Source organism: Streptococcus mitis (assembly GCF_023110375.1).
Taxonomy (GTDB): domain Bacteria; phylum Bacillota; class Bacilli; order Lactobacillales; family Streptococcaceae; genus Streptococcus; species Streptococcus mitis_CI.
The window spans coordinates 98,612-121,050 of the sequence record NZ_JALDVV010000002.1; the positions used below are offsets into that span (position 1 = coordinate 98,612).

Sequence of the window (22,439 nt, forward strand, 5' to 3'; positions counted from 1 at the left end):
TCTAAGCTGTTTCTAGGATTGGCTTATCCGTTCCATCGACAGCTTCTTTTGTGATGCGAACCAATTTCACATTTTCCTGACTCGGTACTTCAAACATGACATCTAGCATGGTTTCTTCGATAATCGAGCGAAGACCACGCGCACCCGTTTTGCGTTCGATAGCCTTATTGGCAATCTCTTGAAGAGCTTCGTCGTCAAATTCCAACTCGACATCATCGTAAGAAAGCAAGGTTTGATACTGTTTCACCAAGGCATTTCTTGGTTCTTTCAAGATACGAACCAAATCATCTACTGTTAATTGTTCAAGAGCAGCAAAGACAGGCAAACGTCCAATCAACTCAGGGATAATACCAAATTTTTGAATATCTTCTGCAATGATTTCTTGCATGTAAGAGCTATTTTCATCAATCGCTTTATTATTTTGACCAAATCCGATGACTTTTTCACCCAGACGTTGTTTGACAATTTCTTCAATACCATCAAAGGCACCACCCACGATGAAGAGGATGTTTTTGGTATCTACTTGAATCATCTCTTGTTGCGGATGTTTTCGTCCACCTTGAGGCGGCACGCTAGCAACAGTTCCCTCGATAATCTTGAGAAGGGCTTGTTGCACCCCTTCACCAGAAACGTCACGTGTGATCGAGACGTTCTCGCTCTTCTTAGCAATCTTGTCAATTTCATCCACGTAGATAATGCCACGCTCTGCGCGCTCAATGTTAAAGTCAGCAGCCTGCAATAGTTTGAGGAGGATGTTTTCCACGTCCTCACCTACATAACCAGCCTCAGTAAGAGCTGTCGCATCCGCAATAGCAAAAGGCACATTTAAGCTCTTAGCCAAGGTCTGAGCAAGGAAAGTTTTCCCTGAACCAGTTGGACCAATCATCAAGATGTTTGACTTCTGCAAATCCACATCTTCTGACTCTTCACGCGTATCGTGGAAATTGATGCGTTTGTAGTGGTTGTAAACTGCAACTGCCAAGGCACGCTTGGCACGATCTTGACCGATTACATAGTGGTTCAAGATATGGAGAAGTTCGATTGGTTTTGGTACCTCAGACAAGTCTGCCAAGACTTCTTCCGCCAACTCCTCACGAATGATTTCCTGGGCTAACTCCACACATTCATTACAGATAAAGGCGTTGTTCCCTGCGATTATTTTTTGTACTTCTTCCTGGCTTTTGCCACAAAATGAGCAATAAACCATCATATCATTATTCCTATTTGTAGGCATGATTTCCTTCCGTTCTATTCTATACTGTCATTCTATCTAAAATAAGGTCATGTAAAAAGCATGGATACTATTGACCAAATTGGTAAAGGCATTTAACCAGAGCAGGACAGAAAGTCCATAACGCTTTTTACGAAAAGCCTGTGCCCCTGCAAGCAAGCAGACCAAACACAGCATGGCTGTGAAAAAACCAAATATACTACGTTCCATTAGACTTCCTTTCTCTTGCGGTATTGGATGGTAAAATCATAAGGATTTTTGTCATCTTTGGTATAGGATTTGCTTGAAACAGTCTCAAAAAGAGACAAGTCAAACTCCTCAGGAAAATAGGTATCTCCCTCCACACGAGCATGAATGTGAGTCACAATCACTTCGTCAAGGTAGGGCTCAAAAGCCTGAAAAATTTGTCTGCCACCGAGAATATAGAGATTCTTGTCTTGACCCTGATACCAGTCTAGAACAGACTGGATATCGTGAAAAGTAGCAACTCCATCTATCTTTTCTTCTGGGTTACGAGTCAAAATCAAGGTCTCCCGTTTTGGAAGCAAGCGACGCCCCATCCCATCAAAGGTTACGCGCCCCATCAAGATAGCATGATTCAGAGTTGTTTCTTTGAAGTGTTGCAGTTCTGCTGGTAAATACCAAGGCAGACGATTGTCCTTACCAATCACACCCTCTTCATCCTGGGCCCAAATAGCTACAATTTTCTTAGTCATGCTTCCATCCTTTTCACTGATAGTACTATTTTATCAAAAAACTCAAAAAAAGACTGGTTTGGAATAGCTTACAGAATAGAAAAAAATCTGTAAGAGGCATCCTACAGATTTTTATATGATTATTCTATTTCTTACAAACCAGGTGCTTGTCCAAGTTCTGCGGCAAGCATCCAGATTGTTTTATCAGTTTCAGTTTTAGCATCTGTAAAGATACCGTTTGTCACATCGTCACCTTCTTCATCAGTAACATCCAAACCTTTTTGGAAGAGTTCTGACAAGTAACGGTAGATAGTAAGGACACGTTCCAAGCTTTCTTCAACATTACGGTATTCACCAGCTTCTTCTTCGATTTCACTGTTTTGAAGGAATTCTGTCAATGTAGAGAATGGGCTACCACCAAGTGTAATCAAGCGTTCGCTGATTTCATCCAATTGACCATCAAGAGCTTCCATGTACTCATCCATTTTTGGATGCCATACAAGAAAACCACGGCCACGCATGTACCAGTGTACTTGGTGCAAAGCTACATGGGCTACGTACAAATCAGCAACAGCTTGGTTCAATACTTCCTTTGTTTTTGCCAATGCTACTGGCGCTGCTTTTGTCAATGATGTTACGTCTTTTACTGCTTCTTTTTTCAATTCTACCATTTTATTTTACCTCATTCATTATTATTTGTAACCACTTCTTACTGGTTACTACCTTAGTATACTACTAAGGAAAACCAATAGCAAGCCAAATGACTCACATGAGAAAAGTTGCAATAGACTGATAATTTAAGAATTTTTTAGAATGAAACCCAGTCACTTTCAAACTCTCTTAACAGAGATAAAATAAAGAAAAGAGCATACAATTTGTAGGCTCTTTTCTCAGTTTTACATCTTAATACCAGACACTGACATCAACCTGTCCTCGAATCCCTTTAAGAGAGTCAGATGAAGTATATTGCCATCCTTTTTCTCCTGAATAATGAGGATTGTTCCAATCAAGCGCATCCGTATAAGCTGCAACCCAGTTTACATGTTGTAAAATATTTGGATGATTCAAACGAGTTTGCAAAAGTTTACGATAGCTATAAACTTTCACGTTTTGGTAACCAGCATGCTTCATGGTTTCCATATACTTATTAATGATTTTAACCCAAGTGTCTGTATCTGCTGGAGCTTTCTTAGATTTATTTTCATACTCCCAGTTTTCAACATCATAGTAGATTGGATAAGATAAGTTCATCTTGTATTTCTTCAAGAGTTCAATAGTCTGCTTGGCATCATTCTCAGCATCTGTTTCATTTTCTGCATAGGTATAAAGATAAACACCATAAGGAATGCCTAGTCGATTAAATTCTTGAATATTATAAGCCAATTCCTTATCTTCTACACCGCTATATCCCAAGCGAACAATAACGCCATCAACCCCATTTTCCTGGATAACCTTTTTCCAATCACTAATGCGGCCATTATGCTCACTGACATCAATAACCTTCTTAGCACGGTCAGTTCCGACCTGTTCTTCACGATGGTTAAAGAAATAACGGTGTCCATTTCGATAAACCCAACCAACATTCAAGGCTTTCTTTTCTTTCAGTTCCCCTGAATCAGCAAAAGTATAACGAGTATCGTCCATGATTAACTCACCTGTTGCCATGACACCACTTTCAGTAAGATAGTAGTTTCCATGCCACTCATCTTGAGCCATGTATCCCCACTTCTTGAAATAATACCACTTTCCATCAATCTTTTGCCACTGTTCATTAGCATAAGAACCATCTGCCTTAAGATAGAACCAACTCTTATAATGATTATCATAAAGCCATTCGTTTTGCATCATGGCACCTTGACCATTCAAGAAATAATTTCCTTGCCACTGACTTTTAGCCATATAGCCCCACTTCTTGAAATAGTACCATTTGCCATTGATTTTCTGCCATTCTTGTTCTGCATAAGAACCATCTGCCTTGAGGTAGAACCAGCTCTTATAATTGTTATCGTAAACCCATTCATTTTTAGCCATGTAACCACCCGCTTTGAGGTAATAGTTTCCATGCCATTCTTTTTGAGCATAACGACCATCTGCTTTTATATAGAACCAACTATTGTAGCTAGTATCGAAAATCCATTCACTCTTAGCTTTTGAACCATCTGCTTTTACATAGAAGTCACCTTCCCAATGTGCTGATGTTGAATTTGGCTTACTTTCTTCTTTCTGACTACTAGCTCGCGTCTCTTTTACTTCTTCCTTTTTCTCTGGACGCTGACTAGAAGAAGTCTCAACCTTTTTCTCTTCTTCTTTTTGACTTGTAGTCGTTTCTGATTTCTTTTCTTCTACCTTACTAGAAGAAGCTTGAACACTGCTTTCTTCCGAAGATGCTTTCGCTTCAGCTTCATTTGCAGCCACCTGATTAACGATCAATCCAAGCAAAAAGGCACTTGCTAATCCAATTTTTCCAATCTTTGTTTTCAATCTTTCCTCCCTTATAAAAAATGGAACAGACATCTGAATGCTGTTCCACCTAGCTTTTGCTACTTACTAATTATTTTACAAAGTCAAGCAATGCCAAGAAGCTTTCAGCTTCAAGTGACGCACCACCAACAAGGGCACCGTCAACGTCTGGGCAAGCCATGTATGAAGCAACGTTTTCAGGTTTAACAGAACCACCGTATTGAACACGAACTTTGTCTGCAACTTCTTGACCAAAGTCAGCAGCTACAACGTCACGAACAACTTTACACATTTTTTGTGCGTCGTCTTGTGAAGCTGATTTACCAGTACCGATAGCCCAGATTGGCTCATAAGCGATAACTGAGGCAGCGACTTGTTCAGCAGTCAATCCAGCCAATGCAGCAGATACTTGAGCACCTACAAACTCAGCAGCTTTACCAGCTTCGTAAGTTTCAAGTGATTCACCACAACAGATGATTGGAAGCATACCGTTTGCAAAGATTGCTTTTGCTTTTTTGTTGATATCTTCGTCAGTTTCATGGAAGTAGTCACGGCGTTCTGAGTGACCGATAACAACGTAATCAGTACCGATTTCTTTCAAAACTTGTGGGCTAGTTTCACCAGTGAAAGCACCTGCATTTTCAAAGTAGCAGTTTTGAGCAGCAACTTTAAGGTTTGAACCTTTTGCAGCAGCAAGAACAGTTGTCAAATCAAGAGCTGGAGCTGCGATACCTGCTTCAACAAGATCTGATGAAGGAAGTTTTGATACAACTGCTTCAACGAATGCTTTAGCTTCTTCTGGATTTTTGTTCATTTTCCAGTTACCAGCGATAAATGGTTTACGTGACATTTCACATACCTCTTTTTTCAATTTATTTTCTATTTATTTTATCACAATTAGACACAGCTTGCAAATCTTACTCGGATTTCAAGCCTGCTTACAAGGATTAATCCTTCCAGAGATCCATAGCATTTCTAAAATCTGCAGATACCTGTGTCAACTGAGGATTGCTTGCTTCTCTCTCTGCCCGCTTAGCCTCGATTTGAGCCACACTTTTGATACCTTCATGGCGCCAATTTCTCAAAATCGCCTGAATGTACTTCCAGTTTGGTTTTCCATTCAAAACAGCTTCACGAAGAGCTTCCTTGATCAAGTCAGCACTGGTCCCATCTTCCTTAAGAGTCTTGGTCAAATCCTCAATCTCAAAAGGAGTCAACAATCGTCCTAATTCCTGCTGGAAGGTTTCCACCAAATCTTTGAGATGATTTTGAGGTGTCAACTGGTCTGAACTTGAATGAACTGCTCCAAGCAGGTCATCCAAACGTTCCAATGCCAAACTAGTATCAAAAAGCAATTCAATTTCACCATTTAATTCGATCGTTCGATACTGAAGGAGTCCCCTCTCCGTCAGATTGGAAATAGCCTGATTGACATCCGAAATTTCCTTGCCAATCCTTTCAGCAATCTGGCTTGGGGACATTTCTTCTAAGCCTGTCGTATTTTGCAAATAGAAAAATTGCCAGACTAGAAAATCATCGCTAGAAGGAAAGAGTTCCTTAAAATGCAAGAGCAGGGCACTCGGTAAAACCAAGTTCCCTGATTTAAAAGCGTCTAAATATGTCATAATTCCTCTTATAAATACCCAAATGCAGAAGCATCATCTTCTATTTTTCTCCAGTCAAAAGGGGTTTCCTGATAGACCGCATAATTCACCCAGTTACTGAAAAAGAGGGCTGCTGATGAAGACCAACAAAGACAAGGTGTCTGATTGACATCATCATCCTTAAAGTAATTTTCTGGAATATGTGGATCTAAACCTGCATCACGATCTCGGAAATATTCATTTGCCAAGGTATCACGGTCATATTCCAAATGCCCAAAACTATAAATTTCTCGTAAATCACGACTAGCCAAAATCGAAACCCCAACCTGTGGCCCTTCTGATAAAATCTCGAGATTTGTTTTATTTAAGACTTCTTCCTTAGAAATCTCCGTGTGCCGTGAATGAGGGGATACATAGCTATCATCAAAGCCTCTAAAGAGAAGGTGCCCTTCTTTTAAAGTATCCTGAGGATAAATACCTGATAGCTTACTGTCCATCTGGTATTTTTCCACACCATAGCGCAGATAAAGACCAGCCTGAGCACCCCAGCAGATATGAAGGGTCGAATAGACATGGGTCTTGGACCACTCGATTACTTGACTGAATTCCTCCCAATAGTCCACTTCCTCAAATGGTAAATGCTCAACTGGAGCACCCGTGATAATCATCCCATCAAAATACTCATCCTTGACTTCAGGAAAAGTTTTATAGAAGGTCTCCATGTGTTCTGAACGAGTTGTTTTAGAACGATGGCTCTCCATATAGAGAAAATCAATATCCAGTTGTAGGGGTGTATTGGCCAAATGGCGCAACAACTGAGTCTCTGTGACCATTTTTTGTGGCATAAGATTTAAGATTAAAATCTTCAAAGGACGGATATCTTGGTGGGCCGCACGTTGATCATCCATGACAAAGATATTCTCTGTCCGTAAAATCTCAACAGCTGGTAATTTTTTATCAATTCGAATCGGCATAACCCTCTCCTAACTGTATTCTTTCAGGAATCATTGCATATGTTTGAAACTCTTCGAAAATCAAATTCAAACCGCGTCAACGTTGCCTTGCCGTACTCAAGTACAGCCTGCGGCTAGTTTCCTAGTTTGCTCTTTTATTTTCATTGAGTATGAAACTAAATCTCAAACACTTAGTCCTTTTATTATACTGCAAGAAGATATAGTTTTCAATTATAGTTTTTCTCTAACTAGCTATAGTCTATTTTTATATCCTAATGTAGAGAAAACAGCCCTAAGGACTGTTTTTCATTAATAATGCATCAGAACTTTGTAATCGTAGTCACCGATTTTTTCACGGCCGTTTAAGTCATCCAATTCAACAAGGAAGGCACAACCTGCCACAACACCGCCAAGTTTTTCAATCATCTCGATGGTTGCCTTAACAGTTCCACCTGTTGCCAAGAGATCATCTACAATAAGAACACGTTGACCTGGCTTGATGGCATCCGCGTGCATAGTCAAGGTATCAACACCGTACTCTTTTTCATAGTCAGCAGAAATAACTTCGCGTGGCAATTTACCTGGCTTACGAACAGGCGCAAAACCAATTCCCAACTCAAAGGCCACTGGACAACCCACGATAAAACCACGAGCCTCAGGACCTACAATCATGTCGATTTTCTTATCAGTAGCATACTGAACGATTTCACGGACAGCATAGCTATAAGCATTTCCATCAGCCATCAAAGGACTGATATCACGGAAAGTAATACCTTCCTTCGGATAATTTTCAATTGTTGCAATGTAATCTTTTAAATTCATCTTTTTCTTTCTTTCAAAGTTTTTACTCTCTATTATAGCATATTTTTTAAGAAAGAAAAAAGGAAAAGTTAACTTCAATAATTATCTAACGATTTGACGATTTATAACTAGCCATGGCAATAAAGCCCAATTTCTTTTTATTCTTAGCGAACATTTTATACATAGTTAAAAACTGCTTTCTATTCTCCTTTTTACAAGCATTTACACAAATTTTCAAAGTTCCTAGCCAACCTTCGTCATAAATCATACCTGATAATTTCATTAATGTCATTTCACCAGTCAATACTTTCACATCACGATAACCTGATTCTATCATCACCTCTTCCCAACCATCTTGAGTTAAAGGACCTACATTTACATGAATTGCTTGTGACAGTTCCTGTCTGACAGACTCTTTAGCTTCCTTAAGAAGCACATCATGTGTCAAGAGAAGACCTTCAGGCTTTAAAACCCTTAGATACTCCATTACACATTTTTTCTTAGCTTGATCGGCTTGCATAGTCAGCATAGCTTCATTTATAACAATATCAAAACTAGCATCTTCATAAGGAAGTTTCATTGCATTTGCTCTTTCAAAACTGATTAAATGAGCAACACCTGCCTTTTCAGCAGATTTTTTAGCCACTTCTAAAGCTTGTCCATCCATATCAACAGCAGTTATCTTACAACCAAAACGCTGTGCCAACTCAATTGCTGTAGTTCCCCTATTACACGCAACCTCTAGTATTCTCTTTTCTTTTGAAAATCCTCCTTCTGCAATTAACCAATCTGTGGCACGTTTTCCACCTGGACGTAAGCGTTTTTTCCCCAGTTTTGCTAAAAACTTATGACCTGCTTCTGACATTTGAACACCTCTATTTTTTCTTTATTATAACATAAAATTATATTATCTGATAATTCTAATTTATTATTTGATGAACTATAATCAAACGCATACAGTCTGCCATGACTATAGCATAAATCTATTAATCACCTCTCTAGTTCGAATTTAATTGCTCACGTAGTTTACGCATATAGGTTACGACTACATATTTGTACTTTAGAGTTGCTAGCCTCCTTATCCGCTATATACGCTTTACTATCACGTGCCTATTCGTATAGCCAAGATTTCTCTATCTCTTTCTCTGCCGATTCTTATTTCCAGCGTCAGACTTAAACAGTCTATCCTAATGCCGCTCGATCAGCTACTCACAATAGTCAGGCTTGGGAATCACTTTTGGGTTTACTAGTATATGGTACCCACAGAGGACTTACACCTCAGATGAACGGAATGCCCGTCGCACCTAAAAAAACGAGTACTTTCGTACTCGTTCTCTGATATAAACTACTGATTAAAGTGAGTTTACGTCAACTTTGATACCAACACCTTGAGTAGTTGTGATAGTCAAGTTTGTTACGTAAGTTCCTTTAGCTGTAGCTGGTTTTGCTTTTTGGATTGTTTCGTTGAATGCTTTGAAGTTTTCAACCAATTTTTCAGCTTCAAATGATACTTTACCGATGATTGCTTGAACGTTACCTGCACGGTCAGCACGGTAAGTGATTTTACCACCTTTAGACTCTTCAACTGCTTTAGCAACATCCATTGTTACAGTACCAGTTTTAGGGTTTGGCATCAAGTTACGTGGTCCAAGGACACGTCCAAGACGTCCAACAAGAGCCATCATGTCAGGTGTAGCGATAACTACGTCGAAGTCCAACCAACCGTCGTTGATTTTAGCAACAAGGTCATCTTCACCAACAAAGTCTGCACCAGCAGCTTTTGCTTCTTCAGCTTTTGCACCACGTGCGAAAACAAGAACGCGTGAAGTTTTACCAGTACCGTTTGGCAATACCATTGCTCCACGGATTTGTTGGTCAGCTTTTTTAACGTCGATGTTCAAGTTGTAAGCAACTTCTACAGTTGCGTCAAATTTTGCAAAGTTAGTTTCTTTTGCAAGTGCTACAGCTTCTTCTACGCTGTATGCTTTTGTGCTGTCGATTTTCTCAAGAGCAACACGAAGTTGTTTGCTTTTTTTAGCCATTTTCTATTCTCCTTGTAAGTGGTTCAATCGATTTTCATCTCCCACGTCACTTCTCGAAATGATGAAGTCTTGCGGGTTTTCAGTCTATTATTTTTCTTTTCCTACTTCGTTAAGTTCCCTTGCTGTACCCAAGTACAAGCCTCAGTCACTTGCCTAGTATAAAAAGTAACTAATAGACTGCTGTGAGATTTTCTACTGTGTTATTGATTAGTCAACAACAGTGAATCCCATAGAACGAGCAGTACCTTCGATCATACGCATTGCAGACTCTACGTTTGCTGCGTTCAAATCTGGCATCTTAGTTTCTGCAATTTCTTGTACTTGTGCACGAGTAACTGTAGCAACTTTAGTTTTGTTAGGTGTACCTGATCCTTTTTCAACACCTGCAGCTTTTTTCAAAAGAACAGCAGCTGGTGGTGTTTTAGTGATGAAAGTAAATGATTTATCTTCGTAAACTGAGATAACAACTGGAATGATCATACCAGCTTGGTCAGCTGTACGAGCGTTGAACTCTTTTGTGAATCCCATGATGTTGATACCAGCTTGACCAAGAGCAGGTCCAACCGGTGGAGCTGGTGTAGCTTTACCAGCAGGGATTTGCAATTTTACAAGTTTTTCGACTTTTTTAGCCATTTTTAAATCCTCCTTTGTGGTTTTGGCGGTAATTAGAGATTTTTACCTCCCACAAGTATGCTTTACACATACCCATCTATTATACACTATTTATCTAGAATTGCAAGAGAAAAGTTTATTTTTTAATCGACGTAATCTCCGCCTTCAAAGCCATAGTATTCTTCCAAACTAAGACCACTCTCAGCAATTGCTTTAGCTTCTTTTCCGACATAACGAAGGTGCCATTCCTCAGCCATATAGCCTGTTTCCTTTTCCTTGCCTTTGAGATAACGGACAACAAAACCATAATCAGCCGCATGGTCCAAGAGCCATTGGGCCGCTTTTTCTTCTGTCACCAAATCACCATTTGTCCCAATCACATCAAAGGCTAAACCTGTCTGGTGTTCACTATAGCCAGGTCGAGCAGAGTAACGGTCAGCTGCTGCCTTCCCATCTTGGTTGACATAATCTTGATAGAGTTTGGTCTGAGTTTCATAACTTCTAAAACCACTGTAATGATCGCTAATCGGGAAACCTGCCTCTTGCATAGCTTTGATGAGTTTGACCAACTCAGCCTTGGCTGTTGGATTTTCCCCTGGATTGTAGTCTTTTGACAATGGATAGTGTTTATTGGCTATGATGATTTCATCGTATTTCCCTTGGATGCTGTAGTAGTCTCCTTTGTTAACCACTTCTGCTTTTTTCTGGGCAGCTTCTTGAGACTTATTTCCGACTGTTCCATCAGCTTTGGCTGTTTGTTCTGTCTTAGCTGCGCCATCTTCATTTTTTGCTTTTTCTTGTGAACAAGCTGCTAGACTCAAGGCTAGCAAAGCTGTCAAGACAAGGTATCTTTTTTTCATTTCTACTCCTTTATTTCTAATAGTTTATCTACTTCTGACGATATACGTTTGACTAATCTTTTAATCTCATCCGGTTTTGCTTGGCAGGTTTCTGCTGTCATTTCTTCAAAGGGAACCCACCAGACTGGTCCACGTCCATTGAGACCGTGACCATTCATATCACCTCTTCGTCTAGGAAACAGATGCCAGTGGAGATGGGCATCACCATTTCCTAGCAGTTCGATATTCATTTTCTCAGCAGTAAAGGCTTTGGCAACTGCCTCTTGCACCAAACTCATTTCCTCTAGAAAACGGAGTCTTGTCTCCTTTTTCAAATGGTGCAATTCGGTGACATGTTCCTTGGCTAGAAAGAGACTATAGCCTGCAAAATACTGGTGGTCACCGATCACAAGATAGCCTGTTTCCAACTCTTTGACAAAATAGGGATTTTCTCCCTTCTTGATGAGTTCAATTCTCTGGCAAATCAAACACATATTAGTCTACCAATGCGCTCTTAAGATAAGCATCAACCATACGTTCCGTTGCGACAACCGAGTCAATATGAGTACGCTCATAAGAATGGCTAGACTCGATACCAGCACCGAGAAGGGCGTGTTTGACTTCTGCCCCTGCAGACATAGCTGCTGAAGCGTCCGAACCATAAAATGGATAGATATCCAGTTTAAATGGAATATCTTGCTCTTTAGCCAAAGCAACCAAATGTTGACGGAAGTCATAGTGATAAGGTCCAGAAGCATCCTTGACACAGATAGACACTGTATATTCGTCTGTTTGCTGATCATCCCCCATAGCTCCCATATCCACAGCCAGATATTCTACTACCTGAGCAGGAATGTTAGAATTAGCACCGTGTCCTACTTCTTCAAAAACTGAAAAAGCAAAATGGGTTGTTACGGGCAATTCAATCTTCTCTTCCTTATAAATACGAAGCAGATTAAGCAAAATCGCTGCACTGACCTTATCGTCCAAATGACGAGACTTGATAAAACCTGTCTCTGTCACGACGGTTCGTGGATCAAAGCTGATAAAATCACCGACCTCAATACCAAGAGCACGAGTTTCTTTTTCATTGGTCACTTTTGCATCCAAACGCACTTCCATATTGTCCTGAGTGCGTTCTGCAGTTCCTGCATCCTTATAGACATGGCAAGAAGTTTGGTGGATGAGGATGGTTCCTGATACTTTTTCACCTGTGCTAGCTACGTGAACAGTACAGTTTTCTCCTTCAATCATGTTCCAAGGGAAACCACCGATACGGTCCATTTTGAGACGGCCGTCTGGTTTGACAGCACGGACAATAGCACCCAACGTATCCACATGGGCAGTCACATAGCGGTGCTCTTCATCATTTTGACCTTTGATGGTCACATTGACACCGCCCTTGGCTGTGCGAACCGGCTGGTAACCAAAACCTTCTAGAGTCTTGACTAAATAGTCTGAAATCTCACGAGTGAAGCCCGTTGGCGATGCAATAGCTGTCAGTTCTTTGATATATTCTACTGTTTGATTCATTTCTTCACCTCTTTTGCTACCTATTATAACACATTTATCATCGGATAAAAAAAGAAAATCACTCCTGTAGACTTGACTACAAAAGTGATTTTAGTGATTATTCCATTTCAAAAACATCGCTTTCTTGCTTGTTTGGTAGAACCAATGAGAGCAAGATTCCGACAATAGCTGGCACCAACCATGGGAGAGATGCCTTGGCAAAAGGAAGAGCGTTGACAAGATTTGCAAGAAACTCAACCTTAAATGAGCTTCCTAGTACGCTTGCAATGGCAATAGCTGTAACCACAGCAATTGTCAACTGCATACCTGGTTTTGAAAGAGCCACAAATTTGTTGACAATGACAATCATAACGATAGCAATCGTGATTGGGTACAAGATAACCAGTACTGGAATGGAGTACTTGATAATCGCATCAAGACCCAAATTGGCAATGGCAAATCCAATCAAGGTAAAGGCTGTCGCATAAACCTTGTAGCTGATTTGTGGGAAGCGCTCATTAAAGAACTCAGCTGTAGACACAATCAAACCAACCGTTGTTGTGAAGCAGGTTACGGTAACCATAGCTGCAAGGAAGAGTTGAGCTGTTGAGCCAAAGATTTCTTGAGTCGCTTGTGACAAGATGTAAACACCAGGTGTTCCACCCTTCATCGCTTCAGCTGGTACTGGGAAATGATTTCCAAGGAAACCTAAACCGATGTAAAGAGCGCTGAAGGCAAGGGCAACAACGATACCAACAACCCAAATAGTTGAAATGTATTCTTTCTTACTTGAAAATCCAAGTTGTTTCAAGGTTTGAACTGCGATTACACTGAAGGCAACTGAGGCAAGGGCGTCCAAAGTATTATAACCTTCTAGGAAGCCTGTACCAAAGGCAGAAGCTTGATAAGCAGCTGAAGCAGCTTGAGGACTTGTTCCACCGTATTTGAAAGCTCCTAAAACAACCAAGATAACGATCAAAATCGCAAAGACTGGCGTTAAAATACGGCCGATACGGTCCAAAATTTTTGATGGATTAAGCGAAATCAAATAGGCTGCTGCAAAATACAAAACTGTAAAGATAATCAAACCAAGACCTTTATTTGCATCCGACAAAAGAGGGCTAATCCCTACTTCGTAAGCTGTTGTAGCTGTACGTGGGATAGCAAAGAATGGACCGATTGACAAGTAAAGAACTGAGAGGTAAAGAGTCGCAAACCAAGGCGCTATCTTTGTTGAAATCTCGAAGATATATCCTTTAGGATTTAGCGTTCCAATAATAAGAGTCAAAACGGCGATACCGACGCCTGAAAAGACAAAACCTGCGATGGCAGGAAGAAAATGTTCTCCAGATAGAGCACCCAGAGAAGGCGGAAAAATCAAGTTCCCCGCACCAAAAAATATTCCAAACAGGAGTAAACCTGTTAAGGCACCTTTTTTAGCCATGAAAATCTCCTTCATATTTATAAAATACTGACCTAGTATATCATGAATGAGAGTATGAAAAAAGCTTCACGAAGTAAATATTGAATGTTTTCAAGATTCTTAAAAATGAGAATTGTCTAAAAATAAAATCCCCTACCCAGTCCACGCCAAGTAGGAGAAAATTCTAATGTTTATACTCTTCGAAAATCTCTTCAAACCACGTCAGCTTCACCTTGCCGTACTCAAGTACAGCCTGCGGCTAGCTTCCTAGTTTGCTCTTTGATTTTCATTGAGTATTAAAGTTCTTCAAAGGCCATCATGCCACCTTGGACATTGATAACCTCATAACCTTGTTCTGATAGGAATTGGCAAGCACGCGCCGATCTCATTCCAGATTTACAAATAACATAATGTAACTGATCCTTGTCCAATTGATCATAAGTATCAGCTAATTGACTCAGAGGAAGATTCTGAGCACCTTCTAAATGAAGAGCTTCAAACTCATCCACTTCTCTCACGTCCACTAGAGAAAGTTGGTCATTTTGGTAAAGCTGGTAAAATGCGTCAAAGGAAATTTCTTTCATTCTTTTTCTCCTAATACTCTTCGAAAATCAAATTCAAACCACGTCAGCGTCGCCTTACCGTACTCAAGTACAGCCTGCGGCTAGCTTCCTAGTTTGCTCTTTGATTTTCATTGACTATAAAATAGTTTTAATTCTTTTTTTCAAATCTGGCACCACTTCTGACTCAAACCAAGGATTTTTGGCCATCCAGATTTGATTTCGCGGCGAGGGGTGAACTAGTGGAAAATAGGTTGGCAAGTAGTTCTGGTAATGTTTTACCCGTTCTGTCACTTTGCCACTGACTTTCTCCTGTAAATAGTAGGCTTGGGCATATTGGCCAATCAAGAGGGTCAATTGGATATCTGGTAATTCTTGCAAGAGCTGTGGATGCCATTTTTCTGCAAAATCTGCTCTCGGTGGTAAGTCTCCTGACTTGCCATGTCCTGGAAAGTAGAAATCCATAGGCAGAACAGCAAAATATCCTGAATTGTAAAAGGTATCTTCATCCACACCTAGCCAGTCTCTCAGGCGGTCACCACTCTTATCTTTCCAATAAAGTCCTGCTTCTTGGGTTTTAAGCCCCGGTGCCTGACCGATGATATTGATGCGAGCAGTCTTTGGTGCTGCAAAGAGAGGCTCAATGCCACGCTCTGTATAGGTAGCATTCTGCGGATCTGCCATAATAGCCTGCTTGATTTTTTCAATTTGAGACATCTACTCTCCCTCCAAAAAGAAGTCTAAGCATACAATCTCAGACTTCTATCGTTTTATTTGATCAATTCGTAAATAGCTTCGGCATAGATTGCTGCTGCTCGGAAGAGATCATCCAAGGCGATAAATTCATTAGCTTGGTGCATGGTGTCAATTGAGTCTGGGAACATAGCACCGTAGGCAACACCGCGTTCTAGCAAACGACCAAAGGTTCCACCACCGATGACTTGCTCGTGACCTTTAAGACCAGTTTGTTTTTCATAGACATTCAACAAGGTTTGGACAAGTGGATCTTCCATTGGCACATAGTGAGGCGTGTGACCGTGTTCAGAAAGGCTAACAGAAGCAACTGGCAAGTTTTCAAGGATTGACTTGATTTGCTCTGGGCTTGTTCCTTTTGGATAGCGGATATTAAGGGCAATGGTATTATCAGCGCTTGTTTCATCAAAGCGGAAGACGCCAGCATTCATAGAAAGGGCACCCATCTTTTCATCCACATGGGCAATCTTGAGACTTTCACCCTCATGATCATTCAAGAGAATCTTACCAGCGATGTCAAGGTAGTCTTTGGCTGGACCAGCAAAGTCAAACTGGCTAAGGAAGAGGGCTAGGTAAGTCGCACCATTGACACCTGAAGCAGGCATAGCACCATGCGCTGATTTACCAATGATGGTAACCTTGTACTGACCGTTTTCTTCTTGAATTTCTCCTCTGAGTTTGTGTTCTGCAACAAAAGTATCTAGTTTCCCTTGCAAGTCAGCCAAATCACCTGAAACGACTGCTGTTGCTGATTCTGGTACCATGTTTTCACGCAAACCACCTGTAAAGCTGTGAAGACGGGCAGCACCCGCATTTTCACCTGCAAAGTGGAGGTATTCCGTGATATTTCCTTTTTCACCATTGATGATAGGGAATTCAGCGTCTGGAGAGAAACCAAAGTCTGGTTTTGCAAGTCCTACGTGCTCGAAATAGTAGTCCATGTCTGCCCAACCTGATTCTTCATCTGTTCCAACGATGAAACGAACTTTCTTAGAAGTTGGAAGTCCCAATTCTTTGATGATTTTCAAACCATAGTAACAAGCTGTTGTAGGTCCCTTGTCATCTGAAGCCCCACGCGCATAGAGACGACCGTCTTTGATAGTTGGTGTGTAAGGGTCTGTGTCCCAACCGCTACCAGCTGGAACCACGTCCATGTGGGCAAAGATACCGAGAACTTCTTCTCCATCACCAAACTCAAAATGTCCTGCATAGTTATCAACATTTTTAGTTGGGTAGCCATCACGGTCTGCAATTTCAAGGAATTTCTCCAAAGCTTTTACCGGCCCAGGTCCAAATGGATGCTGGGCATCAGCCTTGCTGTCATCACGTTCAGAGTTGATTTCTAAAAGGCTAAACAAGTCAGCCAAGAGGTCTTCTTTGCGTTTTTCTACTTCTGCTGTAAAATCAATTGCTGTCATTTTTTTCTTCTTCCTATCTTTTCTCGATGATTTCATCTACTGGCAAGCGGTAGCTTGGTTCCAATTTTTCGTCTGTGTAACCCACTGTAATCAAAAGTTCTGGGCGGAAACGGTCTTCAATTTCCAAAACCTCATTGACTTTTGATTTGTCAAATCCAAGGATCAAATTTGATCCGATTCCTTGGTCTGTAAGAGCCAAAACCAAGTTCATAGCAACCAAACCTGCATTGAGAGCTAGGTAGTCGCTGACTTGTTGTTCATTGTAGCGGGCAAATTCAGCAGGCAAATTCTTCATAAAATATTGAAGTTGCTCTTCTGAGAAATTGTTAGCACCACCAACTCGGGCAATCTTACGAGCACGTTTAGCCAAATCTGTGTCTGTAAACAAGGCAATAGTTACAGGCGCTGATGATACCTGTTCATAGTTTGAACCGTAAGCCAATTTTGCTAGTTCGGCATTTTTCTCACGTACCACCACAAATTTCCAAGGCTGGCTGTTGTGGGCACTTGGTGCCAAGGTTGCAATTTCGATAGCCGTACGCACATCCTTAGGATCAACTGGCTTATCAGTGAAATGCTTAGTCGCATGACGTTTTTTATTTAATTCAAGAAATTTCATAATCGATTTCCTTTTCTAATTCTACTGCTTCCATTCTACCATAATTTGAAAGAGCTTGCAGAGATTTTTCGTAGAAACAAACTGGAACAAGGATAAGCAACCGAATGAAGAAAACCATTTAAATCAGGAATCCCCTCATCCAGTTCCAATTAATTTTCAGCTGCTTAAAGAAACTAGTCCATCTTATATTCTGACTTTATAGCCTCCAAGAAATTCTTCACATCCTCTACATACCCATGCTTTTCTATTAAATTGGCTAAGAGTTTCAGATTGTGCCCCTGATAGTTGTCTTCTCGTCGTAGCTCTTCATACATTTCGATAAAAGGAAGCCCCTTGAATTTGGCCAACTCCAACTCCGCTTCATAGTCATAAGCGACTTTACGAAATAGGATATTTACCAATTCCCCATCTTCAACTTCTATCACGGCATACTGGGCACGGTGATTTTTTAACGCCTCCCAATTAAAATAGGGCATGCCAATCGACCCTGGATTGATGATTTGTTGCCCTTGACTGCCGTAACGAAGCAACTGCTTGTGGACATGACCATAGACTGCCACGTCCGTTTCCTCATCTAGCAGTTGGTCAAATTTTTCTGTATCATTCCCAACCAACAAGTCACCCCCATAATTTTTGTCAGGTAAATTATGAGAGATAGAAAAGCGCAACCCAGCAACCTCTTTCTTTTCCAGCAAAGGCAAGCTTCGTAACCAGACAATCGTTGCAGGATCCATTCGCTCCATCAAAAACTGGGTCATTCGCATTGACTGGATTTCTTGTGGATGTTCCAAACCATATTCACCATCCAAGGCCTCAAGGACACAATCATCCCAATTGCCTCGAACACTGGCTGTGATAGGAAGGTCCTTTAGCAGGGCTACCAAGTCACTTGCACCTGGACCGGGAAGAAAAATATCTCCCAGAAGCCAGTATTCACTGACTCCTTGATTTTTAGCATCTGCAATCACTGCTTCTAAAGCCGTCGCATTTCCATGAATATCTGATAAAATTGCGATTTTATGTTTCATTGTGGTTTCCTTCCGTTTGGTAATCTACTCTTTCTTCCGCCACTTGAGCTAATTCCACTGCTTCCTGCGGGTTCAACTTCCTCTGCACAGCCTCTGCAACAGCTCTAGGTACTCCAACATCGACAATCTCATCCACACTGGCTTCCTTGATTTTTGTTAGAGACTTGAAATGCTTCATGAGATTCTGCTTGCGTTTAGGTCCCAGCCCTTCAATTCCATCCAGTTGTGATGAAAAAGAATTTTTCGAGCGCAGTTGGCGATGGAAAGTTATAGCAAAGCGGTGGACCTCATCTTGTATACGTTGGAGGAGGAAAAATTCCTGAGAATTGCGAGATAACTCCACCACCTCAAGCGGATCTCCAAAGAGCAATTCATGGGTTTGGTGCTTATCATTCTTTTGCAGACCTGCAATGGGAATATCCAAGCCCAGCTCCTCTTGAATGACTTGCTTGGCAATATTGACTTGACCTTGTCCCCCATCAATCACAATCAAATCTGGAGGAGTCAAACCGTCACGCTGTACTCGACCATAGCGCCTGCGAATGACCTCTCGCATACTAGCATAGTCGTCTGGCCCGACGACAGTCTTGATTTTATACTTACGGTAATCCTTCTTACTAGGTTTTCCGTTGACAAAGACCACCATGGCTGAAACAGGACTAGTTCCCATGATGTTGGAGTTATCGAAGGACTCGATGCGAACTGGGGTGGGAATTTGGAGCAAACGACCTAGATTTTCAATAGCTCCTTGGGTCTTTTCGACAGATTTTTCTAACAAATTGAACTTCTGCTCTAGACTGACTCGAGCATTCTTTATAGCCAAATTGACTAGTTGCTTTTTCTCTCCACGCTGGGGTTTGAGAATCTTGGTATCCACCAAGACCTTGACAGCTTCTTCGTCAATATCCTGCGGAATCAGCACCTCATTGGGAACTAGATGAGATTTTTCTTGATAGAATTGTCCTACATAGGTTAGAAAATCCTCATCCGGATCATTGTAGTAGGGGAATAGATTGACGTCACGTTCAATGAGTTTTCCCTGACGGACAAAGAAAACCTGCACACACATCCAACCCTTGTCCACATAGTAGCCAAAGACATCACGATTCTGGAGATCCTTAGCCATGACCCGTTGCTTGGTTCGAAGCGTTCCAATAGCCTGAATCAGGTCACGGTATTCTGCCGCACGTTCAAACTCCATAGACTGGGCTGCCGTTGCCATTTTGCCCTTGAGGTCATCAATGATTTTGTCATCCTGCCCTTTTAGGAAATCAGAAACCTCCTGAGCCATAGACTTGAAGTAGGACTCATCCTTCTTACAGATAGTGTGGGCCATGCATTGGCCGATATGGTAGTAAAAACAGACCTTATACGGTGGATTGGTACACTTTCTAAAAGGGAAAATTCGATCCAGCAGCCGCTTGATTTCATTGGCTGCCCCCACATCTGGATAAGGTCCAAAGTAGAGACCGCCGTCCTTCTTGACCTGACGGGTGATAATTAAACGAGGATAGCGCTCATTAGTGATTTTGATGAAAGGATAAGACTTATCATCCTTGAGCATGATATTGTATTTAGGCTTATTTTCCTTGATCAGATTAATTTCTAGGAGAAGTGCCTCAATATTAGACTCCGTAACAATAAATTCAAAATCTACAATTTCAGACACCAGAGCTTCCGTCTTGGTATCATGACTTCCACGAAAATAGGACCGCACGCGGTTACGCAGATTTTTAGCCTTTCCTACATAGATAATGGTACCGTTTTTATCCTTGTGAATGTAACAACCAGGGCTGGTCGGCAAGAGCTCTAGTTTTGATTTAATCAAGTTGTTCATAATTCCATTATAGCAAAAAAGTAGGGAAAGATTGTTCCCTACTCACTAGTCTCATATATTTTTCGAAGGTTTGCAACATCCTCTTCCTGGATACCATAAAAGGAACCCGCAGGTTGCATGACAGACTTCTCATCTGTATGGTCCAAGCCAATCGCATGACCCAACTCATGTTCTGCCGTATGGACAACGCGCTCATAGGAATAGCCATAGTCAGGATTGGACAGATAATAATGATTCAGACGCACCGTTACAGACAAGAATTGTCCTGTTAAGAGATTGGTCTGACTTTCCGCCTCTCCTGCCACAGGAGTACCTCCGTCATTCATCTCCGTAGCCAAGATATCTGCCTTGCTGGACTCGGTGACAATTTCAAAGTTAAAAGCACCCGTTTGATTCCAATTCTGAATCGCTTCTAAATAAGCTTCTTGAAAGCGTGAATCCATCTGGGGATCCAAGTAAATACGAGCAGAGGCCTGTGGCCACCTTCCTTCAGAATGCTGGTGGCTATCTGTCTGGTTCAACTTAGGCAGTTGCCCTGTTTTTTCCCATCGGTCGATACTTTGTTGACCAATCTTGACTGACCGTTCTGCCTGCTTTAGCGCTCCTTGAAAATCCCCGTTCAGATAGCAGAGAAGTCCGAAAGCAAACGCACATAAGAGCACAACTATCCAAACCAGGCGCCAAAACAAACGCCACACAAAAGAAAAGAAAGCCCCTATCAAACAAAAAATCCAGCGCATGTCTCTCCACCTTTCTAGCAAATAAAAGCTATTTTACTAAAACAAGCTGAAAGAAACCTAAAGACCGATTTTCTTATCTTAGCGTCCTAATATTTTTTTAAGTAACTGAATAGCTTTATATTTTATGGGAGATGGATAATAACGGAAAGTTCCTGCTTTACGTACAATATAACCATTAAAATTTTGTTTAAAACGTAAAACACCATCACTACCATCAAAAATCCCTTGAATCCCTAGAAAGTTGTATTTAGGGATCCCACGTTTTATGCTTTCCAACATAACATATTTCTGAAGCAAAGCTGGTGCATAAAATTTATTAAACTCAGTATAGGAACCACTAAAAAGATAGGTCGTTTCTTGAGGCATATAAATAAATAAACTACCTGCTAAGACAAGATCTTTCTCTCCATATTTTTTAATCAACTCTCGTGCTTCTGCTTTTCGAACTTCAAAGCTTTCATACTGCCTAGCCAACTCTTTGTGTTCTTTTTTCTTTTGTGCAGAATCTGGATATTGTTCTAATAAGAGTAATGAGGTAGCTATTTTTTCAGATAATTCTTTTTGCTTATGTATTAAATTTTGTATATATTCTCCTAAATTTAGAATAGCAATTACAAACTCGGCTTTTTCTCCAAAAGAGTCATAAAAATGCTCATAATATTCTAAACTTTTATCACTATATTCTCGACGTTCAGAGGTTGTTTTTGTTATATATTTAAAAATTGAAAGTTCTTCACGATTTAATTTTTTCAACTGAATACCAAATGTATCAGCCTTTTTCACCAAAGCTTTCCCCTTTTTACTAAAACTGTTAAGCAAGGTCTTTTCAGTTAGCTCATTCAAATCTTTACAATATAACCAATCCGGTTCTCCACCTGGGTAACCTGTTTTTAAACCATCAAATTGATAACCCAAATCAGTCAAACCTTGAATAATACTTTTTTTCTCAGCATCTATTGGATTACCATCACTATCAAAAGTTTGGTAAGTTTCATAAGGTTTTACAATTAGCTCTAATGCACCATTCTGCTTAGCATATTCTTTTAACTCCGCATAAAAAACTGGCAGGGATTCTTTTCTCGTATAAATAGGCCCCGAATTGAGCTCCATATGCAAACCACCTAACATAGGTAAGCTATAAACCAGAGCTGCAACTTGAATCTCTCCTTCTTGTTTCAAAGCAAGGTAAACAATTCGAGCCCCTCTTTTTTCTAATAAGTCCCCCATCTGGACAGATTGCATAAAAGAACGAGAAGAAACCTGATCAGAATAAGTACGAAACTCTTCTTTCGTGAGTGTAGTTAGTGCCATA

At 40.8% G+C, this 22,439-nt stretch carries 24 protein-coding genes; all 24 read right to left on the reverse strand.

The features are described 5' to 3' along the window. Window position 1 precedes the first annotated feature (1 nt). The 24 genes from clpX to M1G12_RS02740 all read right to left on the reverse strand — a co-directional run bounded on the left by clpX (window position 2) and on the right by M1G12_RS02740 (window position 22,438). On the reverse strand, window positions 2-1,234 hold the full coding sequence (gene clpX, locus M1G12_RS02625) for an ATP-dependent Clp protease ATP-binding subunit ClpX (protein WP_012972566.1): 1,233 nt from the start codon (window positions 1,232-1,234) through the stop codon (window positions 2-4). A 36-nt stretch (window positions 1,235-1,270) separates the two neighbouring features. Beyond that, entirely contained in the window at window positions 1,271-1,441 is a 171-nt protein-coding gene (locus M1G12_RS02630; RefSeq protein ID WP_000442260.1) for a hypothetical protein, read from the reverse strand. Then, on the reverse strand, window positions 1,441-1,947 hold the full coding sequence (locus M1G12_RS02635; RefSeq protein ID WP_237447316.1) for a dihydrofolate reductase: 507 nt from the start codon (window positions 1,945-1,947) through the stop codon (window positions 1,441-1,443). Before M1G12_RS02635 ends, M1G12_RS02630 begins: the two co-directional genes overlap by 1 nt. 131 nt (window positions 1,948-2,078) lie before the next feature. Next, window positions 2,079-2,597 carry a Dps family protein gene (locus M1G12_RS02640; protein ID WP_033685403.1) on the reverse strand — a complete coding sequence of 173 codons (519 nt, stop codon included), beginning with the start codon at window positions 2,595-2,597 and terminating at the stop codon, window positions 2,079-2,081. A 232-nt stretch (window positions 2,598-2,829) separates the two neighbouring features. Next, a complete protein-coding gene (gene lytC / locus M1G12_RS02645) occupies window positions 2,830-4,440 on the reverse strand; it encodes a choline binding-anchored murein hydrolase LytC (protein ID WP_084928875.1) in 1,611 nt (536 codons plus the stop codon). Between the two features lie 37 nt (window positions 4,441-4,477). Further along, window positions 4,478-5,236 carry a triose-phosphate isomerase gene (gene tpiA / locus M1G12_RS02650; RefSeq protein WP_136937198.1) on the reverse strand — a complete coding sequence of 253 codons (759 nt, stop codon included), beginning with the start codon at window positions 5,234-5,236 and terminating at the stop codon, window positions 4,478-4,480. Between the two features lie 97 nt (window positions 5,237-5,333). Then, window positions 5,334-6,011, reverse strand: coding sequence for a DnaD domain-containing protein (locus M1G12_RS02655; protein ID WP_237447317.1), 678 nt, complete (start codon window positions 6,009-6,011; stop codon window positions 5,334-5,336). A gap of 8 nt (window positions 6,012-6,019) precedes the next feature. Continuing rightward, window positions 6,020-6,964 (reverse strand): homoserine O-acetyltransferase MetA, encoded by a 945-nt coding sequence (gene metA, locus M1G12_RS02660; RefSeq protein ID WP_042750438.1) that lies wholly within the window; start codon window positions 6,962-6,964, stop codon window positions 6,020-6,022. Window positions 6,965-7,252: 288 nt separating this feature from the next. Beyond that, window positions 7,253-7,765, reverse strand: a complete 513-nt coding sequence (locus M1G12_RS02665; RefSeq protein WP_020902089.1) for an adenine phosphoribosyltransferase — start codon at window positions 7,763-7,765, stop codon at window positions 7,253-7,255. Window positions 7,766-7,850: 85 nt separating this feature from the next. Beyond that, window positions 7,851-8,609 (reverse strand): class I SAM-dependent methyltransferase, encoded by a 759-nt coding sequence (locus M1G12_RS02670; RefSeq protein WP_247949378.1) that lies wholly within the window; start codon window positions 8,607-8,609, stop codon window positions 7,851-7,853. Window positions 8,610-9,096: 487 nt separating this feature from the next. Beyond that, complete coding sequence (gene rplA / locus M1G12_RS02675; protein WP_001085684.1) at window positions 9,097-9,786, reverse strand: 50S ribosomal protein L1; 690 nt, start codon at window positions 9,784-9,786, stop codon at window positions 9,097-9,099. A gap of 207 nt (window positions 9,787-9,993) precedes the next feature. Next, window positions 9,994-10,419: a 50S ribosomal protein L11 gene (rplK, locus tag M1G12_RS02680; RefSeq protein ID WP_001085807.1), complete on the reverse strand. Its 426-nt coding sequence runs from the start codon at window positions 10,417-10,419 to the stop codon at window positions 9,994-9,996. Between the two features lie 122 nt (window positions 10,420-10,541). Continuing rightward, window positions 10,542-11,258 carry an LD-carboxypeptidase LdcB/DacB gene (gene ldcB, locus M1G12_RS02685; protein WP_247942238.1) on the reverse strand — a complete coding sequence of 239 codons (717 nt, stop codon included), beginning with the start codon at window positions 11,256-11,258 and terminating at the stop codon, window positions 10,542-10,544. Between the two features lie 2 nt (window positions 11,259-11,260). Then, window positions 11,261-11,731 (reverse strand): HIT family protein, encoded by a 471-nt coding sequence (locus M1G12_RS02690; RefSeq protein ID WP_247942237.1) that lies wholly within the window; start codon window positions 11,729-11,731, stop codon window positions 11,261-11,263. A 1-nt stretch (window position 11,732) separates the two neighbouring features. Then, entirely contained in the window at window positions 11,733-12,770 is a 1,038-nt protein-coding gene (locus M1G12_RS02695) for a M42 family metallopeptidase (RefSeq protein WP_084863016.1), read from the reverse strand. Between the two features lie 97 nt (window positions 12,771-12,867). Further along, a complete protein-coding gene (gene brnQ, locus M1G12_RS02700; protein ID WP_247942236.1) occupies window positions 12,868-14,193 on the reverse strand; it encodes a branched-chain amino acid transport system II carrier protein in 1,326 nt (441 codons plus the stop codon). A gap of 275 nt (window positions 14,194-14,468) precedes the next feature. Further along, window positions 14,469-14,756: a rhodanese-like domain-containing protein gene (locus M1G12_RS02705; protein ID WP_025172880.1), complete on the reverse strand. Its 288-nt coding sequence runs from the start codon at window positions 14,754-14,756 to the stop codon at window positions 14,469-14,471. Window positions 14,757-14,870: 114 nt separating this feature from the next. After that, window positions 14,871-15,449, reverse strand: a complete 579-nt coding sequence (locus tag M1G12_RS02710) for a uracil-DNA glycosylase family protein (RefSeq protein ID WP_033686520.1) — start codon at window positions 15,447-15,449, stop codon at window positions 14,871-14,873. Between the two features lie 53 nt (window positions 15,450-15,502). Beyond that, the gene (gene pepV / locus M1G12_RS02715; protein ID WP_049516311.1) at window positions 15,503-16,903 is read right to left on the reverse strand and encodes a dipeptidase PepV; all 1,401 of its coding nucleotides are present in this window, start codon (window positions 16,901-16,903) and stop codon (window positions 15,503-15,505) included. A gap of 13 nt (window positions 16,904-16,916) precedes the next feature. Further along, window positions 16,917-17,522: a nitroreductase family protein gene (locus tag M1G12_RS02720; RefSeq protein ID WP_000670177.1), complete on the reverse strand. Its 606-nt coding sequence runs from the start codon at window positions 17,520-17,522 to the stop codon at window positions 16,917-16,919. Window positions 17,523-17,695: 173 nt separating this feature from the next. Further along, window positions 17,696-18,550: a metallophosphoesterase family protein gene (locus M1G12_RS02725; protein ID WP_000680852.1), complete on the reverse strand. Its 855-nt coding sequence runs from the start codon at window positions 18,548-18,550 to the stop codon at window positions 17,696-17,698. Continuing rightward, window positions 18,540-20,387, reverse strand: coding sequence for an excinuclease ABC subunit UvrC (gene uvrC / locus M1G12_RS02730; protein WP_001061166.1), 1,848 nt, complete (start codon window positions 20,385-20,387; stop codon window positions 18,540-18,542). The genes M1G12_RS02725 and uvrC overlap by 11 nt, the downstream gene beginning before the upstream one ends. 38 nt (window positions 20,388-20,425) lie before the next feature. Continuing rightward, window positions 20,426-21,127, reverse strand: a complete 702-nt coding sequence (locus M1G12_RS02735; protein WP_001267186.1) for a M57 family metalloprotease — start codon at window positions 21,125-21,127, stop codon at window positions 20,426-20,428. Between the two features lie 78 nt (window positions 21,128-21,205). Then, window positions 21,206-22,438 carry an aminoacyltransferase gene (locus M1G12_RS02740; protein WP_247949379.1) on the reverse strand — a complete coding sequence of 411 codons (1,233 nt, stop codon included), beginning with the start codon at window positions 22,436-22,438 and terminating at the stop codon, window positions 21,206-21,208. Between the last annotated feature and the right edge of the window lies 1 nt (window position 22,439).

What these genes read in the sequence shown, in the direction of transcription:
- clpX (WP_012972566.1), bottom strand. Translation starts at nt 1,234, where the DNA reads ATGCCTACAAATAGGAATAATGATATGATGGTTTATTGCTCATTTTGT.
- M1G12_RS02630 (WP_000442260.1), bottom strand. Translation starts at nt 1,441, where the DNA reads ATGGAACGTAGTATATTTGGTTTTTTCACAGCCATGCTGTGTTTGGTC.
- M1G12_RS02635 (WP_237447316.1), bottom strand. Translation starts at nt 1,947, where the DNA reads ATGACTAAGAAAATTGTAGCTATTTGGGCCCAGGATGAAGAGGGTGTG.
- M1G12_RS02640 (WP_033685403.1), bottom strand. Translation starts at nt 2,597, where the DNA reads ATGGTAGAATTGAAAAAAGAAGCAGTAAAAGACGTAACATCATTGACA.
- lytC (WP_084928875.1), bottom strand. Translation starts at nt 4,440, where the DNA reads ATGTCTGTTCCATTTTTTATAAGGGAGGAAAGATTGAAAACAAAGATT.
- tpiA (WP_136937198.1), bottom strand. Translation starts at nt 5,236, where the DNA reads ATGTCACGTAAACCATTTATCGCTGGTAACTGGAAAATGAACAAAAAT.
- M1G12_RS02655 (WP_237447317.1), bottom strand. Translation starts at nt 6,011, where the DNA reads ATGACATATTTAGACGCTTTTAAATCAGGGAACTTGGTTTTACCGAGT.
- metA (WP_042750438.1), bottom strand. Translation starts at nt 6,964, where the DNA reads ATGCCGATTCGAATTGATAAAAAATTACCAGCTGTTGAGATTTTACGG.
- M1G12_RS02665 (WP_020902089.1), bottom strand. Translation starts at nt 7,765, where the DNA reads ATGAATTTAAAAGATTACATTGCAACAATTGAAAATTATCCGAAGGAA.
- M1G12_RS02670 (WP_247949378.1), bottom strand. Translation starts at nt 8,609, where the DNA reads ATGTCAGAAGCAGGTCATAAGTTTTTAGCAAAACTGGGGAAAAAACGC.
- rplA (WP_001085684.1), bottom strand. Translation starts at nt 9,786, where the DNA reads ATGGCTAAAAAAAGCAAACAACTTCGTGTTGCTCTTGAGAAAATCGAC.
- rplK (WP_001085807.1), bottom strand. Translation starts at nt 10,419, where the DNA reads ATGGCTAAAAAAGTCGAAAAACTTGTAAAATTGCAAATCCCTGCTGGT.
- ldcB (WP_247942238.1), bottom strand. Translation starts at nt 11,258, where the DNA reads ATGAAAAAAAGATACCTTGTCTTGACAGCTTTGCTAGCCTTGAGTCTA.
- M1G12_RS02690 (WP_247942237.1), bottom strand. Translation starts at nt 11,731, where the DNA reads ATGTGTTTGATTTGCCAGAGAATTGAACTCATCAAGAAGGGAGAAAAT.
- M1G12_RS02695 (WP_084863016.1), bottom strand. Translation starts at nt 12,770, where the DNA reads ATGAATCAAACAGTAGAATATATCAAAGAACTGACAGCTATTGCATCG.
- brnQ (WP_247942236.1), bottom strand. Translation starts at nt 14,193, where the DNA reads ATGGCTAAAAAAGGTGCCTTAACAGGTTTACTCCTGTTTGGAATATTT.
- M1G12_RS02705 (WP_025172880.1), bottom strand. Translation starts at nt 14,756, where the DNA reads ATGAAAGAAATTTCCTTTGACGCATTTTACCAGCTTTACCAAAATGAC.
- M1G12_RS02710 (WP_033686520.1), bottom strand. Translation starts at nt 15,449, where the DNA reads ATGTCTCAAATTGAAAAAATCAAGCAGGCTATTATGGCAGATCCGCAG.
- pepV (WP_049516311.1), bottom strand. Translation starts at nt 16,903, where the DNA reads ATGACAGCAATTGATTTTACAGCAGAAGTAGAAAAACGCAAAGAAGAC.
- M1G12_RS02720 (WP_000670177.1), bottom strand. Translation starts at nt 17,522, where the DNA reads ATGAAATTTCTTGAATTAAATAAAAAACGTCATGCGACTAAGCATTTC.
- M1G12_RS02725 (WP_000680852.1), bottom strand. Translation starts at nt 18,550, where the DNA reads ATGAAACATAAAATCGCAATTTTATCAGATATTCATGGAAATGCGACG.
- uvrC (WP_001061166.1), bottom strand. Translation starts at nt 20,387, where the DNA reads ATGAACAACTTGATTAAATCAAAACTAGAGCTCTTGCCGACCAGCCCT.
- M1G12_RS02735 (WP_001267186.1), bottom strand. Translation starts at nt 21,127, where the DNA reads ATGCGCTGGATTTTTTGTTTGATAGGGGCTTTCTTTTCTTTTGTGTGG.
- M1G12_RS02740 (WP_247949379.1), bottom strand. Translation starts at nt 22,438, where the DNA reads ATGGCACTAACTACACTCACGAAAGAAGAGTTTCGTACTTATTCTGAT.